This is a genomic window from Streptomonospora sediminis (genome assembly GCF_054778995.1).
This window is the reverse complement of the sequence record NZ_BAAGYZ010000143.1, coordinates 44054-66556: the sequence shown is the minus strand read 5'-3', so window position 1 is coordinate 66556 and position 22503 is coordinate 44054. Positions and strand designations below refer to the sequence as shown.

The window sequence follows — 22503 nt, the reverse complement described above, 5'->3', positions numbered from 1 at the left end:
GCGGTCACTGATCGCCTACGACCACTGACCGGTACACACAACAACTCCCATCAACGATCTAGCGGCTGACCTCGGCGACACCGCGTCCCGGACGCCAGTGGCGGATCACCAGCCGGTCGTTCTCCACGGAAGTGATGACGGCGTCGGTGACCAGTACCCGGAACAGGTGGAAGCCGGCCGGATCCGTGCCCTCGCGGACCATCGCGAGCGCCTCTTCGCGGTCGGTCACCTCAACCGCGAAACCGGACACCTTCACGTCACCCGGTTGCATCGAACCGTCGCCCGGGTTGGCGTGCAGCGCCATCCGCGGATCGCGCCGCAGATCCAGCGCCTTGTGCGCGCCCGGCATCGACCCCAGGAGCAGTTGGTCGCGGTGGAAGTCGGTCTCGGTGCCGCTGACCCGCGGCGAGCCGTCGCGGCGCAGAGTCGCCAGCACATGGTGCTTGGCCGCGCCGAACCCGGCCCGTACCCGCTCCGCGAACCCGGGTTCGGCCGCGGCGAAAGCGTGCCAGGGCGCGGCGTTCGCGGCGGCGGGAGCCTGCTGCGCTGCTGTACCGTCCGAGGCGGAAGATCCCATGGTGTTCGTACGTCTCCTTGCGGCTGTGCGGGTGAGGTCGGCGCGTGCAGCGGCCGCACCGAGTGCGGTGGCCGCCGGTTGGCGCCGTCCTGGCAGTGTGCCGCGCTGAACTGACACCTACCGGCAGGAATCGCCTGCGGGAATCACCGCCGCGTTCCGGTTGTCACTCCAGCGACCGCACGCCACGCTGGGATCATGCCCGAAACGACCTCCCCAACGGCTCCGGACGACATCGATCTCGACGGGTTCCGGCGCACCCTGCGCCGCGACGTCGGCGGGACCGTGGCCTTCGACTCCGGCGCGCGTGCCCTCTACACCGCCGACGCCTCCAACTACCGGCACGTCCCGCTGGGCGTGGTGCTGCCGCGCACCACCGACGACGTCGTCGCAGCCGTGGCCGCGTGCAACGCCTACGGGGTGCCGCTCACCCCCCGCGGCGGCGGCACCAGTATCGCGGGCAACTCCATCGGCCAGGGGCTGGTCATCGACACCTCCCGCCATCTCACCGCGATCGAGGAGATCGACCCGCAGCGGCGCACCGCGCGCGTGCAGCCCGGCGTCATCCTCGACGACCTGCGCGCAGCCGCGGCGCCGCACGGGCTCACCTTCGGCCCCGACCCCTCCACGCACAGCAGGTGCACGATCGGCGGGATGATCGGCAACAACTCCTGCGGGTCGCACTCGGTCGCCTGGGGAACCACCGCCGACAACGTCGAAGCGCTGGACGTGCTGCTGCACGACGGCACCCGCATGACCGTCGGCGCCACCGGCCGCGACGAACTCAACCGGCTGGCGGCGCTGCCCACCCGCGAAGGCCAGGTCTATGCGGCGCTGCGCGAGCTGGTGAACACGCACATGGGCGATTTGCGCACCGGCATGCCCCAGCTCTCGCGCCGGGTCTCCGGCTACTCCCTGGACCGGCTGCTGCCGGAGAAGGGCGGCCACCTCGCCCGCGCGCTCACCGGTACCGAGGGCACCTGCGTGACCGTGCTCGGGGCGACCGTGCGGCTGGTGGAGTCCCCGCCCGCCCGCATCCTGGTGGTGCTGGGCTACCCCGACGCGCCCGCCGCCGCCGATGCCGTGCCCGAGCTGCTGGGCCACGGCCCGCTCACCGTCGAAGGCCTCAACGACGACCTGGTCGCGCGGGTGCGGCGGCCGGGCGGCGGCCGCACCGAACTCCCGTCCGGAGGCGCCTGGCTGATGGTGGAGGTCGGCGGCGCCGACACCGCCGAGGCCGCCGAACGCGGCAAGGAGATGCTGCGCGGGCTGCAGGGCGCGGCCCGGCCGCTGGACTCGGCGGTGGTCACCGACCCCGCCCACGCACGGGCGCTGTGGCGCATCCGCGAAGAGGGCTCGGGCCTGGCCACCCGCGCGCCCGACGGTACCGAGGCCTGGCCCGGCTGGGAGGACGCCGCGGTCCCGCCCGAGCGGCTGGGCTCCTACCTGCGGGCCTATGACCGGCTGATGGCCGACCACGGCTACCGCGGTACCGTCTACGGGCACTTCGGCGAGGGCTGCCTGCACGTGCGCGTCGACTTCGGCCTCGCCGAGGCCCAGGGCCGCCGGGGGTTCCGCAAGTTCATGGAGCAGGCCGCCGACCTCGTCGCCGAGCACGGCGGCTCGGTATCGGGCGAGCACGGCGACGGGCAGGCCCGCTCCGAGCTGCTGCCGCGGATGTACGGCGAAGGCGTCATCCGCGCGTTCAGCGAGTTCAAGTCGATCTGGGACCCGCGCAACCGGATGAACCCGGGAATCATCGTCGACCCGCTGCCGCTGGACGCCGACCTGCGCCAGGCCGCCGTGCCCAGCGCACCGCTGACCGTGCTGGACTACCCCGAGGACCAGGGCGACTTCGCCCGCGCCATGCGCCGCTGCGTGGGCGTGGGCAAGTGCCGGCGCCACGAGGGGCCGGGGGTGATGTGCCCCAGCTACATGGTGACCCGCAACGAGAAGGACTCCACGCGCGGGCGCGCCCGCATGCTGTTCGAGATGGTCAACGGCGAGGTGATCACCGACGGCTGGGCCTCCGAGGAGGTGCGCGACAGCCTGGACCTGTGCCTGTCCTGCAAGGGCTGCCGCAGCGACTGCCCGGTCAACGTCGACATGGCCGCCTACAAGGCCGAGTTCCTGCACCACCACTACCGGGGGCGCGTGCGTCCGGCGTCGCACTACTCGATGGGGTGGCTGCCGGTGTGGGCACGCCTGGCCGCGCTGGCGCCCGCCGAGGTCAACCGGGCGGGCGGCGCGCGCATGCTGAGCGCGGCGATCAAACGGGCCGGGGGCATCGCGCCCCAGCGCGCGATACCCGAGTTCGCGCGGACCACGTTCACCCGGTGGTTCCGCCGCCGCGCGGCGCGAGCACAGGCCCCTGAGCGTCCCGCAGGAGGGCTGCGGGGACTGCGGGCGCTGCTCGGCGGCGCGCGCCGGCCCGGCCGCGCCGGTGCCGCGGCCCGCGGCACCGCGGCGGCACCGCAGGAGCGGGGCACCGTGGTGCTGTGGCCCGACACGTTCGGCAACTACCTCACGCCGGAGGTTCCGGTGGCAGCGGTGCGGGTGCTGGAGGACGCCGGTTTCCGGGTGGTGCTGCCCGAGGGGCAGGTGTGCTGCGGCCTGACCTGGGTCTCCACCGGCCAGTTGGATGTCGCGCGGCAGGTGATGCGCCGCGCGCTGCGCGCACTCGCCCCGCACGTCGAAGCGGGCCTGCCAGTGGTCGGCCTGGAGCCCAGCTGCACCGCGGCGCTGCGCTCGGACCTGCTGGAGGTACTGCCGGGCCGCGCCAGCGAGCGGGTGGCCTCGTCGGTGTACACGCTGGCGGAATTCCTCGGCGAGTACGCCCCCGACTGGCAGCCGCCGCGCGTGGACGTCCGCGCGATCAGCCAGGTTCATTGCCACCAGCACGCGGTCGTCGGATTCGACGCCGACCGCCGGCTGATGGAGCGCGCCGGAATCGACGGCTCCGTGCTGGAGTCGGGCTGCTGCGGCCTGGCGGGCAACTTCGGTTTCGAGGCCGAGCACTACGACGTGTCAAAGGCGGTGGGCGAGCGGGTGCTGCTTCCGGCGGTACGCGAGGCCGATCCCGGCACCCTGGTGCTCGCCGACGGGTTCAGCTGCCGCACCCAGATCGACCAGGAAGCCGGCCGCCCGGCCCTGCACCTGGCCCAAGCGCTCGCCCAGGGCCTCGACCGCCGCGACGCAGCGCACGGAGAGGGCGAGCCGGGCGGACAGGCAGGGCAGCGCGAGTCGGCGGCGGAGAGCGGGTAAGACCGCGGCCGGCAGGGCGGCCGGCGCCGGCGGAAAGCCGGCAGCGGGTGCCCGGGCGGCCGGGCACCCGCTGGCTCGTGTTCGGCCGGGTCCGTGTGGAGCGAGCGGCGCGCCCGTGGGTGCCCCGCGCCGGACGCGCGAAGCGCCGTTGGTGCGCGGGGCGCACCGGACACTGCCCAGGGCCTCAGATGCCCATCTGCTCGCGCAGGGCGGCCAGTGCGGGGCCGGCGCGGGCGGCGACCCGGGGATCCTGCGGATCCACCCCGTCGTCGACGTGCACCTGCCAGGAAATGTCGGCGCCGCCGGGCGGCCGCCGCGCCACCAACCGGAATCCGCGGACACCGCCGTTGCCGCCGCCGTCCGCGGCGGCTTCGGTGGCCGCGGTGTCCTGCAGCGGCACGTGCCGGGTGACCACGATGGTGGCGGTCACCCGCTCGTAGACGACCTCGGCCAGCCGGCCGGGATCCGAGACCGGGAAGACACGGCGGCCGTAGCCCTCCTCGGTGAAGGTGAAACCCTCGTCGCTCCACCGGGCGCGGTCGATGTGCTCCCAGGGCACGGCGCGGCCGTCGGGAAGGTGCAGCGCCCGGTCGGTGGCCACCAAGGCGTCGGCGCCCCCGCCGGTGCGGGCGAGGACGCGTTCGCCCCGTTGCAGCGCCAACCGGGACCGCAACTCCTCGGGTAGCGCGTTGCGGCGCGGAAAGCGCATGGTCGGCACGGCCCTTAGCGCGATCGGGAGTCGGGTCCGGCCCCGTTGACCCCGCCGCTGCCGGAGTGGCCATCGGAACCGGTCCCGCCGAGCTCGGCGGCCTCCTCGGCAGAGGGCCGGGCCAGGAAGTCCTTGAGCGAGGTGACGGGCATGCGCTCGGTCACCTTGCCGTAGACGGTCTTGGACGCGCCGCTCACCTGTGCCCCCAGCACCCCGGCGGTCTCCTGCACCGCAGGGCTCTCCGCAATGCGCCGGGCGGTGCGGACGATCTGCTCGTAGCGGGCCTTGCCGGCCTTGGCCCCCAGTACGTACCCCACAGCGAGGCCGGCGACGAACGTGATCCGGTAGCGCATAGGTCCCTCTCCCCGTCGACGGTGCTGCCCCCAATGACGTTACCCCCCGCCGCCCGGAAACTTGTCACGAGCACGGTCGGATATGCGCTAGTCTATTTCGTGTCGCCGCAGGGAGCAGCGCCCCCGGGCGGCAGGGTCCGATCCCGCGTAGCTCAATCGGCAGAGCAGCCGGCTGTTAACCGGCAGGTTACTGGTTCGAGTCCAGTCGCGGGAGCTCCCTAAGCCAGGTCCACCCGGGCCTGGCTTTTTTCATGCGCCGTGTACCCACTCGGTTTCCTTGCCCCATGCCCGGGCGATCCCTCAAGCCGCCAGGGCCGCTTGGGCGCCGCTCACTGAGGCTCGGTGTGTGTATGTGTTAGTATTGGTACATGTCGATGCAGCGGACCAATGTCTATGCCGACCCCGAGGATCTGGCCATAATCAAGGAGGCTGCCCGGCTTCGCGGTGTCGCAGAGGCGGAGATTATTCGCGAAGGCCTGCATCTCGCCGCCATGTCGAATCGCGTCTGGGAAGCCCCTCTCGACTGGCCGACCTTCGAAGGCAGTGGTGAGCCTGTCACCCGCGACGAGATCACCGGCACCATCGACAAGGGGCGCCGTGGCGCATGATCGTCATCGCCGATACCTCAGGGATCATTGCCGCCTCCGACCGCAACGCGCCTGAGGCGGCGGCCTGCCGGTCCGTGCTGGAAAAAGCCGGTACGGTGATCATTTCCGGGTTGGTTCTGGCCGAAGTGGACCACATGGCCAAGGCACGGTTCGGCTCCGAAGCGCGGAGTCGGCTGCTGGAACACCTTCTCGCTCAAGTGCATCGCATGCGCTTCCAGATCGCGGAGACGAGTATTGATGTCCTCGATACCGCGCGAGCGGTGCAGCGGCGCTACGCGGCCCTGGATCTGGACCTCGCCGACGGCGTCAACGTCGCCTTGGCCGCCGAGTACCGGACCGATGCGCTGTTGAGCCTCGACCGGCGCGATTTTCGAAGCGTGCGTCCGCTTACCCCGCATCAGGCGTTCCGCCTGCTTCCGGACGACGGCATTGTGTGAACCCATGGCGGCGTCGATCGCTCCGCATAACACGATGCTCACCATGCAGGAAGCCGCCGACCTGCTCAACATCTCCCGGCCCACTCTGGTGCGGCTGTTGTCCGACGGCGAAATCCCCTTCACGATGCGTGGGCGCCACCGCAGACTCATGCTTCGGGACGTCCTCGACCCTGTCGGACACGTTTCTGAGACTGGCTGGGACCGAAACCTACCGTCCGCTGTGGTCCGCCGATGCTCTCAAAGGGCTCAGGTGCAACTTGCGGCGGCGGAGCGGATGGGTGGGTTCGGCAGGGCTATTGAGAGGGCGGTATGGCTAAGACGAGTGCGGGGCTGTTGCTTTACCGGCGCGGGGGTGCCGGGGGTGTCGAGGTGCTCCTCGGGCACATGGGGGGTCCGTTCTGGGCCAAGAAGGAAGAGCACGCGTGGTCGGTGCCCAAGGGGGAGTACACCGCTGATGAGGATCCGCTGGAGGCTGCTCGGCGGGAGTTCGGGGAGGAGATGGGGCGGCCGGCCCCTGAGGGCGAGCCGGTGGGGCTCGGTGCGGTGCGGCAGTCGGGCGGCAAGACCATTACGTGTTTTGCGTTGGAGGGCGATTTCGATGCCTCGGTGATCGCCGGGAATACCTTCGAACTGGAGTGGCCGCCGCGGTCGGGCAGAGTGCAGGAGTTTCCCGAGATCGACCGTGCGGCGTGGTTCGGCATTGCGGCGGCGCGGGAGAAACTCGTCAAAGGCCAGGTGCGGTTTCTGGACCTGTTGGCGGGCGCGGTGGGTGCCGGTGGGGATTCCGGCACGCAGCGGTGAGACCGGGCGGCGCGCGGTTCGGACGTGCAGGTGGCAGGTGGCAGGTGGGGGCGCAGGCGCGGATGCAGCGCAGGTGCCGCGCAGGCGCAGGTGTTACGGCTTGACGGCGACGCCGCCGATGATGAGGTTCTCGTTGCGCGGCGGCATTGCGTAGGTGCCCGCTGATTTGGCGTCGGGGGGCAGGGGGCGCCACTTGTTCAGCGGGACCAGGCCGGGCTCAACGAGTTCCCAGTCGCCGAAGTACCCGCCGATCGCCTCGGTCGTGCGCCACATGCCGGTCTTCAGGCGTTCCAGGAACGCCGACTGCAGGCGGCGGGCGCGTTCGGCGTCCTTGGGGAATTCCGCGGAGCCGGGTTCGCAGAAGTGGCTGATCGCCAGGCAACTGCCGGGCGCCAAGGAGCCGCGGAGCAGCCGGGTGATTCCGCCGGGGTCCTCTTCGTCGCTGAGGTGGTGCAGGATGCCGCCGAGCATCAGGGCCACCGGGCGGTTGAGGTCGATCAGTTCGGTGCGCTGGGCCGCGGCCAGCACCTGCTGCGGGGTGGTCAGGTCTTCCGAGATCACCAGGGTGGTGCGGTAGTCGGCCAGCAGCGCCCGCCCGTGGGCCAGCACGATGGGGTCGTTGTCGACGTAGACCACGCGGGCGCCGGGGACCGACTCGTGGGCGATCTCGTGCACGTTGCCGTCGGTGGGCAGCCCGGATCCGATGTCGATGAACTGGTCGAGGCCCCGCTCGGCGGCGAGGTAGCGGGTGGCGCGCTGCACGAAGGCCCGGTTGCCCAGCGCGAGGTCGGTTACGCCGGGCACCACCGATTCGGCGTAGTTGGCCATGTCCCGGTCGACCGCGAAATGATCTTTTCCGCCCAAATAGTATGAATAAACTCGGGCAATGCTCGCCTTTTCCGTGTTGATCTCCGGCGGGCCGGCACGGTTTGCGGTGCCGGCGCGCTTCATGAATGTCCAGGATTGGAAACGGGACATCGCCATCCTCATTCGGGGGGAAGCGGGCCGATGGGCTTCGGAGTCTATTCCCCTGAGGTGGCGCCGGTCACCACTTCACGCCATGCGTGACCCGCCGGTGACCGGCGCGCGATCTGCGATGCGGATCGGACCTGCGCACGTCCCCCCGCCGCTCGCCCGATTCGCGTTTCAGCCGATGGCGCGGCCCGCGTAGTCGGGGGGATCCTGCACGGCCGAGCGCAGCCGCTGCGCTACGGCCTCGGGGAACGGCGCCGTCTTCTGCGTCTGCTGGTCGACGTGCAGGGCCATGATCTCCTCGGTGGCGCGAAGTTCGCCCGCGAGCCACATCTCGTGGCACAGGCGGACCTTTTTCGCGCTCGTTCCGGCCACGTACGTGCGGATCTCGACCTCGCTGCCTTCGGCGACCTCGCGCAGATAGCGCACATGGGCCTCGACGGTGTACAGCGAGCAGCCGCGGGCGCTGCGGTAGTCGGCGCCCAGGCCGACCTCCTCCATCAGCTCGTCGGTGGCGAAACCGAAGATGAGCACGTAGTACGCCTCGCTGAGGTGGCCGTTGTAGTCGATCCACTCCGCCTGCACCCGCCGGCGCAGTACCGACACGGGCTCTTTGGCCCCCGCCGCCTCCGGTTCCTGTGCCCCCGCGGTCACGAGCCGCCCTCGGCCGCGGCCTCGCGCGCCTCCTCGGCGTCGACCTCGGCGAGCGCGCGCATGACGGCGATCAGCCGCCGGTCCCGCTGGGCGATGAGTTCGCCGGTGGAGCGCCCGGCCGCGACCTCGTCGGTCTGCGCGACCATCGCATCGCGCAGCTCCGCAGTCAGCTCCGGAGATTCCAGCCGTGTCCAGGGCGCCTTGAGCGACGGACCGAAGTGGTCGAGCATGTGCGCCATCCCGCCTTCGCCGCCGGCCATGTGGAACGTCAGGCACGGGCCGAAGAACGCCCACCGCAGCCCCGGCCCAGCGGTCATCGCAAGGTCGATCTGCTCGACCGTGGCCTCGCCGCTGCCGACCATGTGCAGCGCCTCGCGCCAAGCGGCCTCCTGGATGCGGTTGCCGATGAAACCAGGGAGCTCGGTGTCCATGGCGATCACCGACTTGCCCGCCGCCCGGTAGAACTCGGCGGCCCACTCCACCGCCCAGTCGGCCGTGGCACTTCCGCCCACGACCTCCACCAGTGGCACGAGGTAGGGCGGGTTGAACGGGTGGCCGACCACCAGCCGCTCGGGGGCGGCCGCCTTGACCTGCATCTCGCTCATGGAGTAGCCGGAGGTGGAGGACCCGATGACGACGTGCTCCGGCGCCGCCGCGTCGATCTCGGCGAGCAGGCCGATCTTGACTTCCAGGCGCTCCGGCGCGCTCTCCTGCACGAAGTCCGCGCCGGCGACCGCCTCGGCCAGCGTGGCGGCCACGCTCAGGTTGGCGGTGGAGGCGCCCGCCGCCAAGCCCAGGCGGCTCAGCGCGGGCCAGGCCGCATCGATTAGGTCGCGCAGCTTGGCCTCGGCGTCGTCGGCCGGGTCCCAGGCGACGACCCGGTAGCCGCGCGCCAGGAAGTGCGCGACCCAGCCGCCGCCGATGACGCCCGCGCCCACGCACGCCACCGTGCGCACGCCGTGCGGGTCAGCGGCTGCCTCGGGGCGCGGCGCCGCGTTCCGGGGGTTGGAGGCAGCTGAGGCGGCGGGGGTGTGCTCGGTGTTCTGAGTGTTCTCGGGCACAGGAGTCCTTTGGAGTGGGTTCGGCGGAGCCGCGGAGCCGCGGGGCCGGGCGGGCCGGGCGGGCCGGGTCGTGTCCGCAACGGGGTGACGGGCCGGCCGACTGCGGCCGGCTGCGGATACTGCTACTGGGCGCTGCGCAGCTTGAGCTTGGCGCGGGCCTCGTCGGGGGTGCACACGCGGGCGCCCAGGGACTCGATGATCCCGACGCCCTTCTCGACGAGCTGGGCGTTGGTGGCCTTTACCCCGCGGCTGAGGTACAGATTGTCCTCCAGGCCCACGCGCGCGTGGCCGCCCAGCAGGATCGACTGCGCGACCCAGGGCATCTGCATCCGCCCGATGGCGAAGCTCGCCCACTCCGCGCCCGAGGGCAGCAGGTGGACCATCGACTGCAGCACACCCGGGTCGGCGGGCGCGCCGTAGGGGATACCGGTGCAGAGCTGGAACATCGAGGGGTCGTCGATCAGCCCTTCGGCGTGCATCCGCTTGGCGAACCACAGCTGCCCGGTGTCGAAGATCTCCAGCTCGGGGCGCACCCCCAGCTCCTGGATGCGCTTGGCGCCGGCCCGCAGCATGTCGGGGGTGGAGATGTAGACCAGGCTGCCGTCGCCGAAGTTGACGCTTCCGCAGTCGAGCGTGCAGATGTCGGGCAGCAGCTCCTCGACGTGGGGCAGCCGCTCCAGGCCGTTGACCAGGTCGGTGCCCTCGTCGGGGACCAGCGGGTCGTCCTGGCCGATGACCAGGTCGCCGCCCATGCCCGCGGTCAGGTTGATGACGATGTCGGTGCCGGTCTCCTTGATGCGCTCGACGACCTCGCGGTAGAGGGCGTTGTCGCGCGAGGGCGCACCGGTCTTGGGGTCGCGGACGTGGATGTGCACGGCGCTGGCGCCGGCCTCCGCTGCCGCGACCGCCGAGGCCGCGATCTCCTTGGGGCTGACCGGTACGTGCTCGCTCCTGCCGACGGTGTCGCCTGCGCCGGTGAGCGCCGCGGTGAGGATGACGTCGGTGTTCATGGTTTCGTTCACTGCTGTGTGACTCCTTCGATGCGGGTGGCGACGAAGTCGCGCAAGGTTTCGCGCATCCGCTGCACGGTGCGCCCCGGGCGTTGGGTCAGCACCTGGATGGCCAGGCCGTCGATGAGTGCGGTGAGGTGCATGGCGACCGCCTCGGGGTCGCACTCGCAGAACACGCCCTCGGCGATGCCTTCGCGCACGGTCTGGGCGACGGTGTCGTGCCAGCGCTGGTAGTAGGCGGCGTGCAGTTCGCGCAGGTGGGGGTGGAGGGTGGACTCGGTCCACACCTGCATCCAGATCGACCATTCGCGGGTGAGGTGCCCGGAGTGGGGGAGCTGCAGTTCGATCAGGCGGTCCAGCCGCTCCCGCGCATGGGGGATGGAGTGCAGCACCGCCACCTGCCGGTCGAACGCCTGCTTGGCCGAGCTGCGCAGCGCCTCGTCGAGCAGGTCGCGCAGCGTGGGGAAGTGGTAGTGGATGGTGGCGCCGGAGGTGCCGCACGCCCGTGCGATGTCGGCGGTGCGCACCGAGTGGTAGCCGTTCTCGGCGATGAGCTGCCAGGCGGCCTCGACGATCTGGCGCCTGCGCTCGCTCGATCCGGAACGTCCGCCTGCGGCGCCGTTGCCGGGTTCGGTGCGCCGCCCCTCGGCCTCGGCCGGTGTCCGCTGCGCCGGAGGGATGGCGACCACGGTGGCCGCGTCGTCGCGCCCGTTGAGCAGCCAGTTCACCGTCACGTCGGCGGCGTCGGCGATCCTGATCAGCTCTGCTGCGGAGAAGCGCCGGGTTCCCTTCAGTGACTTGGAGAGCTTGGACGGTTCCAGTTTCATCGTGTCGGCGAACTCGCGCTGGGACCACCCCGAGCGCAGGATGAGTTCGCGGACCCGCTGCCGCAGGCCCGCCATCGGGTTGTCCGGCCCGTCGCCCAGGTCGATTGTGCCGCTCACGGTTGGCGACGGTATCAGGGCTCTAGCGATAATCGCAACGCCAACCCCCTCTGGACGTGCGATAGCGCGGTCCGTCCTGACTCGTTGTTCAATTGGAGCGGGTCGGCTTGCGACGTCGGGGCGCTGCGGCGGTGCCGCGTTGCGGTGCCCCCGCGGCCCGCCACCGGGCCGGGCGGCGCCGGCCGGTCAGACCTCCGGCAGCCCGGTGTAGTTCTCGGCCAGTTGCGCGGCGGCCGGCCGGCAGGCCGCGATGTGCTCCAGGTAGGAGAGCTGGAGGCGGCGGTCGAACGGCGTCGACTCGGGATCCAGGTGCAGCAGCGAGGTCATCCAGTAGGAGAAGTGCTCGGCACGCCAGACCCGGCGCAGCGCCGTATCGGAGTAGGCCGCCAGCCCGGCCTCGTCACCGGTCCCATACCGCGAGCGCAGGCCCTCGGCCAGCAGCATGACGTCGCGCATGGCCAGGTTCAGCCCCTTGGCGCCGGTCGGCGGCACGATGTGGGCGGCGTCGCCGGCCAGGAAGAGGCGCCCGTGGCGCATGGGCTCGGTGACGAAGCTGCGCATCGGGGTCAGGCTCTTGTCGGTGATGGGCCCGGTCTCCAGTTTCCAACCGCCTTCGCTCAGCTCGAAGCGGGTGGCCAGCTCCGACCAGATGCGGTCGTCGGACCAGGAGGCGGGGTCGGTGTCGGCGGGCACCTGCAGGTACAGCCGGCTCACCGTCTCCGAGCGCATGCTGTGCAGCGCGAACCCGCGCTCGTGGCGGGCGTAGATCAGCTCGTCGCAGGAGGGCGGCACATCGGCCAGGATCCCCAGCCAGGCGAAGGGGTAGTTCTTGTCGTAGGTTCGCACCACGTCGGCGGGCAGGCTGGTGCGGCCGATGCCGTGGAAACCGTCGCAGGCCACCACGTAGTCGCACTCCAGCACCTCTTCGCCGCCCGCCGACCCGGTCGCCCCGGCGGGTGTGAAGCGGATGCGCGGGCGGTCGGTGCCGGTCCCCTCGACCGCGTTCGCCTCGGCTTCGAACAGCAGCCGGCCGCCGTCGGCCAGGCGCCGGGCGATCAGGTCCTTGACGATCTCGGTCTGCGCCCAGATCAGCACGTTGCGTCCGGTCAGGTCCGGGAAGTCGATGCGGTGCCCGCGCCCGTCGAAGCGCAGTTCGATGCCGTCGTGCACAAAGCCTTCGCGGTCCATGCGCTCGCCCAGTCCCGTGGCGCGCAGCGCCTCGGCGACCCCGTGCTCGACGACGCCGGCGCGCTGGCGGCGTTCGCAGTAGGCGCGGTCGCGCCGCTCCAGCACCACCGACTCGATGCCGTGCAGATGCAGCAGGTGCGACAGGAACAGCCCGGCGGGACCGGCTCCGATGATTCCGACTGTGGTGCGCATGGTCTTCTCCCGCGGCGCGGTGGCAACGGCCCGCCGGGCCGGTACCGCCGCGCCGCGTGCCTCCCTTCGGCAGAAAGCTCTAATTCGGGGACGGGGTGGGGCAGGGTGCAGCGGTTGGGTACAGGGGAGTGCTGTTGGGGCGGGTGCGGTCAGGGCTCCGGGGACCGGGAGCAGGCGGCTAGTGCCCGTCCGGTTCTCCGGCCGCCTCGCTCCGCTCGGTCTCTGCGATGTCGTCCAGCACCCGCTGGGCGATGCCGAAGGCCTTGTTGGCGGCGGGCACGCCGCAGTAGACCGCCGCCTGCAGGAACACCTCGGCGATCTCGTCGCGGGAGAGTCCGTTGCGCACGGCGGCGCGCACGTGCATACCCAGTTCGTCCCAGTGCCCGTTGGCGGTCAGCGCTGTCAGCACCATGCAGCTGCGCGTGCGCCGGTCCAGGCCCTCGCGCGTCCAGATCTCCCCCCAGGCATAGCGGGTGATCAGGTCCTGGAACGGTTCGGTGAAACCGGTCTTGGCGGCTTCGGCGCGGTCGACATGGGCTTGGCCCAGTACCTCGCGGCGCACGCGCATGCCGGCTGCGCTGCGGACGGCATCGCCGCCGGTGCCGCCGGTTGCGGGTGTCTGTCCGGTGCTCATCGGTCGGCCATCCTTAGTGCGGTCCGTTGCCTGCGGGCGGGGTGGCCCCGCTGCCGGCGCCGCCGGGCGGGGAGTCGGCGCAGAAGTGCGCGCGCAGCAGTTCGTTGGTCTGCGCGGCGCATTCCCAGCTGGCGAGGTGGGCGCCGCCGTCCAGCACGTGCAGCCGCGCCCCCGGCACGGCCGCCGCGATCCGCTCGGCCTCCGCGGGAGGGGTGGCCGGGTCCTGCGAACCGGCGGCCACCAGCGTGGGAGCGGATATGTGCGCGAGGTCCGGCCGCAGGTCCATGTGTTCGATGGCGGTGCAGCACCCGGCGTAGCCCTCGGCAGGGGTTCCGGCGACCATCCGGCGCATGTCGGCGGCGGTTGCGGGCTCGCGCTCGGCGTAGGCGGGGGTGAACCAGCGCTCCACGACGGAGGCGGCGACTGCGCCGGTACCCTGCTCGCGCACTGTTGCCGCGCGCTGTTTCCAGCCTTCCGGCGCCATCTTCGGTGCGGTGCACAGCAGTGCCAGCCGGCCGATGCGGTCGGGGGCGTGGGCGGCCAGCCACATGCCGGTCATCCCGCCGAGGGACAGCCCGGCGAAGTGGGCGCGCTCGGCACCGAGGCGGTCCAGCAGCCGCAGCACGTCGCCGCCCAGCTCGGCCAGGCTGTAGGGGCCCGGCGGAACGGGCGATCGGCCGTGGCCGCGGGTGTCGTAGCAGACGACGCGGAAGCGGTCGGCCAGCGCCCCGACCTGCGGCCGCCACATCTCCAGCGTGCTGCCCAGCGACCCCGACAGCACCAGCAGGGGCGCATCGGGCGGCCCCTCGGCGGTGTGGTGCACGTCGACGCTCAACCTGTCCTCCATCCGTTCGGTGCACTCGCTTGCGGCGTACCCGCCGCGGGACTGCGGGCCGCGCGGCGCAGCGCCCGCCCGCGGCATCCGCCACCCCGGCGCGGGGCGGCGGTGCCGGCCCCGGCGCACAGGCCACTGCTGGTACCCGTACCGGTTTCGGTGGCGGCGCCGGGCATCAGCGCCGGTCTCCCAAACCGTGCCGCCCGCCGCCCGGCCGCCGCCGGCGGGCGTAGGCCGCCAGGGCCCGGTCCACCAGTACAGGGGCCGAGCCCAAGTAGCCCGCAGGGTCGAGCAGAGCGTCGATCTCGGCCCTGCTGCGGCGGTCGCCGAACCGCTCGGCGAGCACGGCGGCCAGCTCCCGGCCGCTGTCGGCGGCCAGCGCGCAGGCGTCGCGCACCTCCTGGTGGGCGCGGGAGCGGCCCAGCTCTGCGGCGAGGTCGGTGGTGACCCGTTCGGCCATGGGGAACCCGCCCGACGCCGCCAGGTTGGCGCGCATCGCTTCGGGGCGCACGGCCAACCGTTCCAGCGAGGTGTGCAGCCAGGCGGCGGCCGACCCGGTCGCGCCCAGCAGCTGCGTCAGCGCCGGCCATTCGGCGTGCCAGGGGCCCGCCGCCCGCTGGTGCTGCTGCACTTGGGCGGCCATCAGCGTCGAGACCAGGCCGGGAGCCTGTTCGGCGCAGGCGGCGGCCGAGACCGCGGCGATCGGATTGCGCTTGTGCGGCAGCGTCGAGGAGCCGCCCACGCCCGACCCGCCGACCTCTTCGACCTCGCCCACCTCGGTCTGGGCCAGCAGCACGATGTCGCCGGCGGCCTTGCCCGCGGCGCCGCACACCCGGCTCAGGCCCGCGGCGATTTCGGCGACGCGGCCGCGCTCGGTGTGCCAGGGCAGCAGCGGCTCGGCCAACCCGGTCTCCTCGGCGAAGGCCGCCACCACCGCGGGGCCGTCGCCGCCCAGTGAGGCCAGTGTGCCGGCGGCGCCGCCCAGCTGTGCGGCGGCTCCGGAGCGCAGTGTGTCCTCCAGCCGCCGCGCCGCCGTGTCGAGGCCTTCCAGCCACCCGGCCGCCACGAGCCCGAACGTGGTCGGCAGCGCCTGCTGGAGCAGGGTGCGCCCGGCCATCACCGTGCCGCGGTGCTCGGCCGCCAGCGCCGCCAGGCGCTCGGCCGCCGCATCGGTGCGGGCGGTGATGGCCGCGCCCGCCCGGCGGCTGATCAGCATGGCGGCAGTGTCCATGATGTCCTGGCTGGTGGCGCCGTGGTGGATGTGCCGGGCCGCGTCGCCGCCGACCCGGCGGGTCAACTCGGCCACCAGCGGCACCACCGGGTTGCCGGAACCCGCGGCGGCCGCCCCCAGCGCCGCGGCGTCGAAGTTCTCGGCTACGCAGGCGGCGGTGATGGCCGCTGCGTGCTCGGGGGCGATCAGCCCGATCCGGGCGTGGGCGCGGGCCAGCGCCGCTTCGGCGTCCAGCAGCGCCTGCAGCCACGCCCGGTCGCCGGTCTCGGCGGCGGCTCCGCCGCGGCCGAAGATCCCGCCGTAAAGGCCGCCCGCAGCGTCCGCCGCACCGCTGTCCTCGCTCACCGGTCCTCGCTCGTTGTCGTCGGGTCCGCCCCGCGGGCCGACCCCTGTTCGAAAACCTGCCCGTATCTGCGCCCTGCCCGGCCTGCCGGCAGGCGCCGGCCGGTCAGAGGTCGAAAAACACCGTCTCGCCCTCGCCCTGGAGGCGGATGTCGAAGCGGTAGCCGTCCTCGGCGGGTTGGGCGACGAGGGTGGCGCGCTCGGGTTCGGGGATCGCGGACAGCACCGGATCGGCGGCGTTGGCCGCGGCCTCGTCGGGGAAGTAGATGCGGGTAACGGTGCGGTTCAGCATCCCGCGGGCGAACACCGATACGTCGATGTGCGGCGCCTGCAGCGCGGCCCCCAGCCCCGGCACCGCACCCGGTTTGAGGGTGTAGATCCTGAACTCGCCGGCGGAGTCCGTTGCGCTGCGGCCGAAGCCGCGGAAGTCCGGCCAGGCCCGCGCCCCCCGCGCATCGTCGGGATGGTCGAAGCGGCCCTCGGGGTCGGCCTGCCAGGTCTCGATCAGGCCGTCGGGGATGGGCGCGCCGGCGCCGTCGTAGAGGGTGCCGCGGATCCAGCAGCCGCCCGGGGCGCCCTCGGCGAGGGCGAAGGGGCCGTCGGCCCAGGGCAGCCCGATGTGCAGGTAGGGGCCCACGGTCTGGGAGGGGGTGGTCTGCTCGGCTGTGCTCATCAGTCCTCGTCCACTTCCGACTCGAAGACGGTGGACTCGCGCCCGCGCAGCACGATGTCCCACTCGTAGGCCAGCGCCCACTCCGGCGCGGTGTTGGCGTAGTCGAACCGAGCCAGCAGCCGCTCCCGGGCCTGCTCGTCGGGGATCGAGTTCCACATCGGGTCCTGGAAGAACAGCGGGTCGCCGGGGAAGTACATCTGGGTGACCAGGCGCTGGGTGAAGGCGCGGCCGAACAGCGAGAAGTGGATGTGGGCGGGGCGCCAGGCGTTGTCGTGGTTGCGCCAGGGGTAGGCGCCCGGCCGGATGGTGACGAACCGGTAGCGGCCCTGGTCGTCGGTGAGGGTGCGGCCGACACCGGTGAAGTTGGGGTCCAGCGGGCACGGCCAGTTGTCGGCGGTGTGGCGGTAGCGGCCGCCGGCGTTGGCCTGCCAGATCTCGATGAGCGTGTTCGGTACGGCGGCGCCGTCGCCGTCGCGGACCTGGCCGTGCACGATGATGCGCTGGCCCTGCGGCTCGTCCTCGTGCTGGCGGGTGAGGTCGTGGTCGGTCTCGCCGATGCGCCCTTCGCCGAGCAGCGGGCCGGTGACCTCGGTCAGCAGGTGCGGAAGCAGGTGCAGCGGCCTCTTGGGGTGGCGCAGCGCGGTGCTGCCGTATCCGGGGTAGTCCAGCGGCGGGTGGACCTCGTGATCGCGCAGGTACCCCGCCGCCGGTGGAACCGCGCCGGTGCCGGTGTCCGGGCCGGTGCTCATGGCTCGGCCGCCTCCTCTCTGTCCCTGGTGAGCGTTCATTGGTTCCTTCCGGTTGTCCTGGACTGCTCTGCTGGTCCCACTCGCTGGTCCTGGGCGGCGGGTGTCCCGGGCGGTCGCCGGGCCCTCGGGTTGTCGGGTCCTTCAGGCGTGCAGTACGACGGCCAGGCCCTGGCCCACGCCGATGCAGATGGCGGCCAGCCCCCAGCCGCCGCCGCGGCGGTGCAGCTCGTGGGCGAGCGAGCCCAGGATGCGTGCGCCGGAAGCGCCGAGGGGGTGGCCGATGGCGAGCGCGCCGCCGTTGGGGTTGACGATCTCGGGGTCCAGCCCCGGCCACAGCCGCAGGCAGGCCAGGGACTGGGCCGCGAAGGCCTCGTTGAGCTCCACGACCGCCAGGTCGTCCCAGCCGATACCCGCCCGGGCCAGCGCGGTCTCGGCGGCCGCCACCGGGCCGATGCCGAAGCGGTTCGGTTCCACCGCGGCGACTCCGCGGCCGGCGATGCGCGCCAGGGGAGTGGCGCCGGTGGCCGACGCCGCGGCCTCGTCGCCGATCAGCAGGGCCGCCGCCCCGTCGCTGAGAGGAGACGAGTTGCCCGCGGTGATCGTGCCCTCGGGGCGGAACGCCGGTTTCAGACCCGCCAGCTTGTCCGCCGAGGCCGCGCGGATGCTTTCGTCGCGCGCGAGGTCGACGCCGTCAACCGGCACGACCTCGGCGGCGAAGACGCCCTTGTCCCAGGCCCGAGCCGCGTTGGTGTGGCTGCGCAGCGCGAAGGCGTCCTGCTCGGAACGTTCGATGCCGTACTGCTCGGCGATCTGTTCGGTGCACTCGCCCAGCGACGCCGTCCACTCCGGCGGCATGGCCGGGTTGACCATGCGCCAGCCCAGTGTGGTGGAGTGCAGCGTCTCGTGGCCTGCGGGAAAGCCCTTGGCGGGTTTGGGCAGCACCCAGGGGGCGCGGCTCATCGACTCCACGCCGCCGGCCAGCACGAGCGAGGCGTCGCCGACCGCGACCGCGCGGTTGGCGGCGATGACCGCCTCCAGCCCCGATCCGCACAGCCGGTTCAACGTGGCTCCGGGCACCGAGGTGGGCAGCCCCGCCAGCAGCGCGGCCATGCGCGCGACGTTGCGGTTGTCCTCGCCGGCGCCGTTGGCGTCGCCGAAGTACACGTCGTCGATACCCGCGGGGTCGAGCCCGGGCGTGCGCTCGACGAGGCCCCGCACCGCGTGGGCGGCGAGGTCGTCGGGGCGCACCCCGGCGAGCGCGCCCCCGTGTTTGCCGAAGGGCGTGCGCACAGCGTCCAGAACGAACACGTCGGTCATGAGGGTTTTGCGGCGGATACCCCGGTCTTCAGGCCGGGGAGGAAGCCGCTCCCTCCTTTCTGATGGTGTATCCGTAACCGTCCGCCCGCTGGAGCAGGCGGATGTATTTGTGGTGGATGCCCTGGACGGCGTCGCGGGCGGTGGTGACGTTGAACTTGCCGCTGGAACGCACGGCGACCCGGCCGGTGTGGGCGCCCGCGTTCTTGCCGGTGGGCACGACTGCGGTGACGAGGTCGCCGGTGGCGAATCCGAAGAACGTTTTGGTGCGTGGCATGGCGAGCCGGGGGAACCCGTGCTTGTCGGGGCGGGTGCGTGCGTGGGTGCCGCGGCCGGTGCAGGACGCCACCAGCACCCGGGCCACGGATTCGGTGGCGGTGTCGAACCTGCCCACGGCGAGCGCGTCGAGGCCCCGGCGCTCACCGGCCTGGTTGGTGAACACGGCCAGGCCGGTGTGAGAGGAGCCGGGGTCGATGCCGAGTTCGACACCGTCGATCTCGGAGTCCTGCGCGGTGCGGTCCTTCAGTCGGATGGTGAAGGGGGTGTGGCGGTGCACCACCGCCCGGCCTTTGGCCAGGAGCTTGCGGGCGCGCGCCGGATGGCACGGCTGCAGTGGGCGGTGGCGGGTGTCGAGCATGAATACGTGCGGGTGCACCTCACGGTGCTGCTCACCGGCCCCGTCGGGGTCGGGGGTGGCGCCCCCGCTGCCAGGTGAAGCGGCGGGGGGCTCCTCTCGCACATGTCCCGCACCGGGTGCCTGGCGGCGCTCGACGCCCGTTTCGTGCCCGATCCGGGGCGTGTCTGCTGCGTCGGGTTCCAGAGCCAACTGCTGAGGAGGTACAGAAGGGTGGGTCTGCTGTCCTGTGCGGAACGTAGCCAACGTGGTCACCTCCCTTAGGTGTTGGCTGGTGCTGGTAAAGGCAGCCCTCAACCACAGGGGTCGAAAGCCCGGCCCTTCAGGGCCGGGATCCCTTTACTGCTGGCCTTCCTTTGTACAGGCGGCGGAGTACCGGCCGAGTGCGCGCGCGGCGCCGCGGCGGTCCCGTTGGGGCCGAACCGGCGCGCGCTGCGCCTGTCATGCCCGCCATGCCCATTGCTTATCAGGTCGGGGGCCGCGGCGGGCTTCCCGGCTCCCCGTTGCGGCGGCGCGGCGCCGCCCGCCGGTGCGCATCGGCGCTTACCCGCGGCCGGTCAGGGAGCGCAGCACGGCCAGCTCCGCGGCGGTCGGTTCGGGCGTGGTGGCCAGGTCGGGGGAGACGGCGAGGTCCCACCCGGTGGCGGCGCGGGCGTCGTCGGCGCTGACCCCGGGGTGCACCTGGGCCAGGGTGAGTTCGCGGGTCTGCGGGTCGGGCTTGAGCACGCCCAGGTCGGTGATGACCCGGGTGGGTCCGGCCCCGGGCAGCCCCAGTGCGGCACGGTCGCCGGGGCCGCGGCCGTGGCCGAGCGAGGTCACGAAGTCGACCCGGTCCACGAACGCGCGGGTGCTCTGCCGGGCGATGACCACGACTTCGCGGCAGGAGGCGGCGATCTCCGGCGCCCCGCCGGCGCCGGGCAGCCGCACCTTGGGGTCGGCGTAGTCGCCGATGACGGTGGTGTTGATGTTGGCGAAGCGGTCGATCTGGGCGGCGCCGAGGAACCCGACGTCGATGCGGCCGGGCTGCAGCCAGTAGTTGAAGACCTCGGGCACCGAGACGACGGTGTCGGCGGTCTCGGCCAGGACGCCGTCGCCGATGGACAGCGGCAGCGTGTCGGGCCGGGTGCCGAGGGTGCCCGATTCGTAGATCATCCACAGGTCGGGCGCGTGGGTGCGGACGGCGAGGTTGGCGGCGGTGCTGGGCAGGCCGATGCCCACGAAACAGGCCATGTCGGAGGCCAGCGCGTGGGAGGCGGCCACCGTCATCATCTCGTCGGCGGTGTAGTCCGCCGGGCCGGTGCGGCCCGTGCGGTCCGCTGCTGCAGTCATGTCAGCCCGCCCTTCAGCGGTGCCTGCGCACCTAGTTCGTTCTCCAGCCAGCGGGAGAACACGTCCCGGTCGCGGCTGATGGTGTCCCAGTCCTGGTAGGCGCTGTTGTCGCGCGCGTAGTAGCCGTGGGCGTAGGAGGGCCGGGCGCCGCCGGGGGCGAGGCACACGGCGGTGACCACGCGGGAGGGGAGCACCACCTGGCCGGGTACCGGTTCGAGTTCGTCGACGATCTCCTCGACCGTGGCCAGGGAGCGCCGGGCGGCGAGCACCGCCTCCTTCTGGATTCCGGTGATGCCCCAGAGTTGGACGTTGCCGGCGCGGTCGGCGCGCTGGGCGTGGATGACCGCGACGTCGGGGTTGAGGGCGGGAACGGCGGCGAGCCGCTCGCCGGTGAAGGGGCACTCGACGGTGCTGATGGTGGCGGTGCGGCCGACCAGGTCGGTGCCTGCGTAGCCGCGCATTACCGCGAAGGGCAGCCCGGAGGCGCCGGCGACGTAGCGGTTGGCCATGCCGGCGTGGCTGTGCTCCTCGATGTCGAGGGGGCGCGGCCAGCCGTACTGGATGGCGTCGCGGAAGCGGTGCAGGGAGCCGACGCCGGGGTTGCCGCCCCAGGAGAACACGAGCCGGGAGGCGCAGCCCGCACCGATCATCTGGTCGTAGACCACATCGGGGGTCATCCGGACCAGGGTGAGGTTGCGGCGGCCCTGCCGGATGATCTCGTGGCCGGCGGCCACCGGGATCAGGTGGGTGAACCCCTCCAGCGCGACCGTGTCTCCGTCGCCGACGAGTTCACGTACGCCCTCGTCCAGCGGCACGATCATAAGTACGTCCACATCTGTTCGTATGGCGAATTCATGTTCTTAATACGCACATCATTGCCGACAGTCATCCCATGGGTCAAGGGCGGGTTAACAAGGGCGGGGCAACAAAGGCGGCCGCCCCTGCGGCCGGTGTTCCGGCGCAAGGGCGGCGCACCGCCCTGCCGGCCGCGGGCGGCGCGCTCGCGCGCCCCGCGGCCGGCGGAGGTCGGGTGGCGGCGGTCGGCCGCCGCCCCGCTAGATGTGGCCCGCCGCGCGCTGGGCGATCTCCAGGTCGGCCTCGATGCGGGCGGCCGTGGCCAGCAGCGGCGGCAGCAGGTCGCGCCGGACGTCCTCGACCGAGGAGCGGCTGGCGTGGGCCGAGACGTTGACCGCCGCGGCGACCCGGCCGGTGCGGTCGCGGATGGGTGCGGCCACCGAGCGCAGCCCTTCCTCCAGTTCCTGGTCGACCAGTGCCCAGCCCTGGTTGCGCACCCGTTCGATCTCGGCGCCGAGCCGGCCCGGGGTCGTCAGCGTGAACGCCGTGCGCGCGGCCAGGTCGGTGCTTTGCAGGTAGCCGTCGACCTCCTCGGCGGAGCGGCCCGCCAGCAGTACCCGGCCCATCGAGGTCGCGTAGGCGGGGAACCTGGTGCCGACGCTGATGCCCACGTTCATGATGCGCGAGGTGGAGACCCGGGCCACGTAGACCACGTCGCCGCCGTCGAGCACCGATACCGAGGACGACTCGTGCAGGTCGGCGGAGAGCCGCTCCAGGTGCGGCTGGGCGACCTCGGGCAGTCCCGCCGACGACAGGTAGGCATATCCCAGCTCCAGGACCCGCGGGGTCAGTGAGAAGTGCCGGTCGTCGGTGCGCACATAGCCCATGTCGACCAGGGTCAGCAGGAAGCGCCGGGCCGCGGCCCGGGTCAGTCCGGTTACGCGGGCGACCTCGCTCAGCGTCATCGCGGGGCTGTGCGCGGTGAACGCCCGTATCACGGCCAGACCGCGCTCCAGCGACTGCACGTAGTGCTCGCCTTTTGGTTGGGCGCCGGGCTCGGTGAGGTCCGTGCTCATGATCTGTCCCCTTCGGTTCCTGCGGTGTTGCGGTCCGCACGCCGGTGCGGCCCGGTGACGCCCCCGCGTCATGCACCTAGAGGGATGTTCTCATACCGAACAAGGGAGTGTGCAGGTGAACGCG

Annotated in this window: 23 protein-coding genes, 1 tRNA gene and 1 pseudogene; 6 read left to right on the top strand and 19 right to left on the bottom strand. The window is 72.3% G+C overall.

Going from position 1 to position 22503, the window contains the following annotated elements; all coding sequences use genetic code 11:
• Positions 1-58: 58 nt before the first annotated feature.
• Positions 59-577 carry a pyridoxamine 5'-phosphate oxidase family protein gene (locus ACYVD5_RS26890; protein ID WP_461003950.1) on the bottom strand — a complete coding sequence of 173 codons (519 nt, stop codon included), beginning with the start codon at positions 575-577 and terminating at the stop codon, positions 59-61.
• A gap of 195 nt (positions 578-772) precedes the next feature.
• Here ACYVD5_RS26890 and ACYVD5_RS26885 point away from each other — a divergent pair, with 195 nt between their 5' ends.
• The gene (locus ACYVD5_RS26885; RefSeq protein WP_461003949.1) at positions 773-3838 is read left to right on the top strand and encodes an FAD-binding and (Fe-S)-binding domain-containing protein; all 3066 of its coding nucleotides are present in this window, start codon (positions 773-775) and stop codon (positions 3836-3838) included.
• A gap of 184 nt (positions 3839-4022) precedes the next feature.
• Here the strand turns inward: ACYVD5_RS26885 and ACYVD5_RS26880 are convergent, their stop codons facing one another.
• Together ACYVD5_RS26880 and ACYVD5_RS26875 are read right to left on the bottom strand one after the other, a co-directional pair.
• Entirely contained in the window at positions 4023-4547 is a 525-nt protein-coding gene (locus ACYVD5_RS26880) for a hypothetical protein (RefSeq protein WP_461003948.1), read from the bottom strand.
• Positions 4548-4561: 14 nt separating this feature from the next.
• Positions 4562-4900 carry a hypothetical protein gene (locus ACYVD5_RS26875; RefSeq protein WP_461003947.1) on the bottom strand — a complete coding sequence of 113 codons (339 nt, stop codon included), beginning with the start codon at positions 4898-4900 and terminating at the stop codon, positions 4562-4564.
• A 141-nt stretch (positions 4901-5041) separates the two neighbouring features.
• Between ACYVD5_RS26875 and ACYVD5_RS26870 the strand changes: the two genes are divergently transcribed.
• The 5 genes and pseudogenes from ACYVD5_RS26870 (at position 5042) to ACYVD5_RS26850 (ending at position 6746) form a co-directional block, all read left to right on the top strand.
• Positions 5042-5114: transfer RNA gene (locus tag ACYVD5_RS26870), tRNA-Asn, on the top strand.
• 154 nt (positions 5115-5268) lie between these two features.
• On the top strand, positions 5269-5508 hold the full coding sequence (locus ACYVD5_RS26865; RefSeq protein WP_461003946.1) for a ribbon-helix-helix domain-containing protein: 240 nt from the start codon (positions 5269-5271) through the stop codon (positions 5506-5508).
• Positions 5505-5945 (top strand): type II toxin-antitoxin system VapC family toxin, encoded by a 441-nt coding sequence (locus ACYVD5_RS26860; protein ID WP_461003945.1) that lies wholly within the window; start codon positions 5505-5507, stop codon positions 5943-5945. Before ACYVD5_RS26865 ends, ACYVD5_RS26860 begins: the two co-directional genes overlap by 4 nt.
• 4 nt (positions 5946-5949) lie before the next feature.
• Positions 5950-6096: pseudogene (locus tag ACYVD5_RS26855) on the top strand (excisionase family DNA-binding protein); the annotation flags it as partial.
• A 158-nt stretch (positions 6097-6254) separates the two neighbouring features.
• Positions 6255-6746, top strand: a complete 492-nt coding sequence (locus tag ACYVD5_RS26850) for an NUDIX domain-containing protein (RefSeq protein ID WP_461003944.1) — start codon at positions 6255-6257, stop codon at positions 6744-6746.
• Positions 6747-6839: 93 nt separating this feature from the next.
• Here ACYVD5_RS26850 and ACYVD5_RS26845 read toward each other — a convergent pair whose 3' ends face one another.
• The 16 genes from ACYVD5_RS26845 to ACYVD5_RS26770 form a co-directional block, all read right to left on the bottom strand.
• Positions 6840-7697 carry an SAM-dependent methyltransferase gene (locus tag ACYVD5_RS26845; protein ID WP_461003955.1) on the bottom strand — a complete coding sequence of 286 codons (858 nt, stop codon included), beginning with the start codon at positions 7695-7697 and terminating at the stop codon, positions 6840-6842.
• A gap of 195 nt (positions 7698-7892) precedes the next feature.
• Entirely contained in the window at positions 7893-8372 is a 480-nt protein-coding gene (locus ACYVD5_RS26840; protein WP_461003943.1) for a thioesterase family protein, read from the bottom strand.
• Entirely contained in the window at positions 8369-9328 is a 960-nt protein-coding gene (locus ACYVD5_RS26835; RefSeq protein ID WP_461003954.1) for a 3-hydroxyacyl-CoA dehydrogenase NAD-binding domain-containing protein, read from the bottom strand. The genes ACYVD5_RS26840 and ACYVD5_RS26835 overlap by 4 nt, the downstream gene beginning before the upstream one ends.
• A gap of 227 nt (positions 9329-9555) precedes the next feature.
• Positions 9556-10455: a beta-keto acid cleavage family enzyme gene (locus ACYVD5_RS26830; RefSeq protein WP_461003942.1), complete on the bottom strand. Its 900-nt coding sequence runs from the start codon at positions 10453-10455 to the stop codon at positions 9556-9558.
• Complete coding sequence (locus tag ACYVD5_RS26825; protein WP_461003953.1) at positions 10452-11345, bottom strand: TetR family transcriptional regulator C-terminal domain-containing protein; 894 nt, start codon at positions 11343-11345, stop codon at positions 10452-10454. Before ACYVD5_RS26825 ends, ACYVD5_RS26830 begins: the two co-directional genes overlap by 4 nt.
• A 228-nt stretch (positions 11346-11573) precedes the next feature.
• The gene (locus tag ACYVD5_RS26820) at positions 11574-12767 is read right to left on the bottom strand and encodes a 4-hydroxybenzoate 3-monooxygenase (RefSeq protein WP_461003941.1); all 1194 of its coding nucleotides are present in this window, start codon (positions 12765-12767) and stop codon (positions 11574-11576) included.
• 178 nt (positions 12768-12945) lie between these two features.
• A complete protein-coding gene (pcaC, locus tag ACYVD5_RS26815) occupies positions 12946-13401 on the bottom strand; it encodes a 4-carboxymuconolactone decarboxylase (RefSeq protein ID WP_461003940.1) in 456 nt (151 codons plus the stop codon).
• Positions 13402-13414: 13 nt separating this feature from the next.
• Positions 13415-14236 carry a 3-oxoadipate enol-lactonase gene (gene pcaD, locus ACYVD5_RS26810; protein ID WP_461003939.1) on the bottom strand — a complete coding sequence of 274 codons (822 nt, stop codon included), beginning with the start codon at positions 14234-14236 and terminating at the stop codon, positions 13415-13417.
• 175 nt (positions 14237-14411) lie between these two features.
• Positions 14412-15812 (bottom strand): 3-carboxy-cis,cis-muconate cycloisomerase, encoded by a 1401-nt coding sequence (pcaB, locus tag ACYVD5_RS26805; protein WP_461003938.1) that lies wholly within the window; start codon positions 15810-15812, stop codon positions 14412-14414.
• A gap of 103 nt (positions 15813-15915) precedes the next feature.
• The gene (pcaG, locus tag ACYVD5_RS26800) at positions 15916-16482 is read right to left on the bottom strand and encodes a protocatechuate 3,4-dioxygenase subunit alpha (RefSeq protein ID WP_461003937.1); all 567 of its coding nucleotides are present in this window, start codon (positions 16480-16482) and stop codon (positions 15916-15918) included.
• Positions 16482-17231, bottom strand: coding sequence for a protocatechuate 3,4-dioxygenase subunit beta (gene pcaH / locus ACYVD5_RS26795; protein ID WP_461003936.1), 750 nt, complete (start codon positions 17229-17231; stop codon positions 16482-16484). Before pcaH ends, pcaG begins: the two co-directional genes overlap by 1 nt.
• Before the next feature lie 141 nt (positions 17232-17372).
• Entirely contained in the window at positions 17373-18548 is a 1176-nt protein-coding gene (locus ACYVD5_RS26790; RefSeq protein WP_461003935.1) for a thiolase family protein, read from the bottom strand.
• Between the two features lie 28 nt (positions 18549-18576).
• On the bottom strand, positions 18577-19425 hold the full coding sequence (locus ACYVD5_RS26785) for an RRXRR domain-containing protein (RefSeq protein ID WP_461003934.1): 849 nt from the start codon (positions 19423-19425) through the stop codon (positions 18577-18579).
• Between the two features lie 297 nt (positions 19426-19722).
• Positions 19723-20508 carry a CoA-transferase subunit beta gene (locus ACYVD5_RS26780; RefSeq protein ID WP_461003933.1) on the bottom strand — a complete coding sequence of 262 codons (786 nt, stop codon included), beginning with the start codon at positions 20506-20508 and terminating at the stop codon, positions 19723-19725.
• Complete coding sequence (locus ACYVD5_RS26775; RefSeq protein WP_461003952.1) at positions 20505-21329, bottom strand: CoA transferase subunit A; 825 nt, start codon at positions 21327-21329, stop codon at positions 20505-20507. Before ACYVD5_RS26775 ends, ACYVD5_RS26780 begins: the two co-directional genes overlap by 4 nt.
• Positions 21330-21563: 234 nt before the next feature.
• Entirely contained in the window at positions 21564-22379 is an 816-nt protein-coding gene (locus ACYVD5_RS26770; RefSeq protein WP_461003932.1) for an IclR family transcriptional regulator, read from the bottom strand.
• Positions 22380-22503 lie beyond the last annotated feature (124 nt).